The 1,277-nt window shown below is 43.1% G+C and carries 2 protein-coding genes; both read left to right on the forward strand.

The features are described 5' to 3' along the window. The first annotated feature begins 336 nt into the window (after positions 1–336). Positions 337–582: a DUF6364 family protein gene (locus ACG2E4_RS18405; protein ID WP_395277504.1), complete on the forward strand. Its 246-nt coding sequence runs from the start codon at positions 337–339 to the stop codon at positions 580–582. Continuing rightward, entirely contained in the window at positions 579–998 is a 420-nt protein-coding gene (locus ACG2E4_RS18410) for a type II toxin-antitoxin system VapC family toxin (RefSeq protein ID WP_395262566.1), read from the forward strand. Before ACG2E4_RS18405 ends, ACG2E4_RS18410 begins: the two co-directional genes overlap by 4 nt. Positions 999–1,277 lie beyond the last annotated feature (279 nt).

Here is a 1,277-nt window from a genome sequence, read left to right on the forward strand (position 1 = left end):
GAGCGCGTCCAGGCGAATAAATCCTCCGCCGGCGATTTTTTTGGTTCGTTTTTTCATCGATGAAAAAATGAACAAGGAAAGATGATTAAGAAGCCTGAATGAGAAACAGGAGAATGTTTCCTACCCTTCATCAAACAGAAATTCTTCCGGCAGGGGGCATGATGCTATAACTCGTTCATACGATCTCCCCTTCGAAATTCTTCATTCATAATTCTTCATTCATAATTCCACCCCCCATCCGTCCTTGCGGGATAGTCATTTGGTAAGTGAACGAAATTGTTCTTGCGTAGCCACGCCAGGATGACGTATATTTAAATAAAAACAATACGTCTTGCCATGAAAAGTAAATTAACACTCCGTTTAGATGATTCGCTGATTCGGCGGGCAAAAAAACGTGCCAAACAGAAAGGGACCTCCGTATCACAAATGGTTGCCGATTATTTTGCCCTTATTGAGACTGAGCAACCATCAATTAACCGCGACCTTCCTCCCATTACTGCTTCGTTAACGGGTATTTTAAAGAATAAAGAAGTTCAGGAGGAAGACTATAAAAAGCATTTGGAGGAGAAGTATCTGAAATGAAAGTTCTCTTCGATACGAATGTACTACTTGATGTTTTTATTGAGCGGGAACCTTTTTTTGAAGCTTCTGCCCAGGCAATCGGGTTGGCTGAAAAAGGAGAAATCGAGGGATGGATTTGTGGTACAACCGTCACTACGATCTTTTACTTATTGGCAAAACAACTATCTTCAAAAAGCGCCACCCAGCATGTTCGGGAAATACTTAAAATCTTCAATGTATCAAACATTAATCGTGTGGTGTTAGAAGATGCTTTGGATAGCGATTTTAACGACTATGAAGATGGAGTCCTATATCAATCGGCTATTCACGCTAATTTAGAAGCCATCATTACCAGGAATCAAAAGGATTTCGATAAAAGTAAGATTCCGATATATAGTCCTGCCGTATTTTTGGAAGCCTTGGATACGTTAGAATAATTACGTTTACCTGAAACAGGAGACTGTTTTCCCAACCGAGGTGTCCCTTTTGGCTTGACCCAAAAGGAACCAAAAACTCAAGGCGGTGAATGGGGCACCCGCTACAGCCTCAGCAGGCGTGGATGTTGATGGTCCGTCACGCAAGTTGCCCGCTATCAAAACTTTCACCGGTGCAACATCCACACCCGCCTGCTTCGGCTTCCGCACCCCATTCAAGGCCGGGAAAGACCAGGTTGTATATTTTGTAGCTCGCTCCCTCGTCAGACAGAAATTCTTCCG

Source organism: Halalkalibaculum sp. DA384, assembly GCF_043951955.1.
GTDB lineage: Bacteria > Bacteroidota > Rhodothermia > Balneolales > Balneolaceae > JAMQKA01.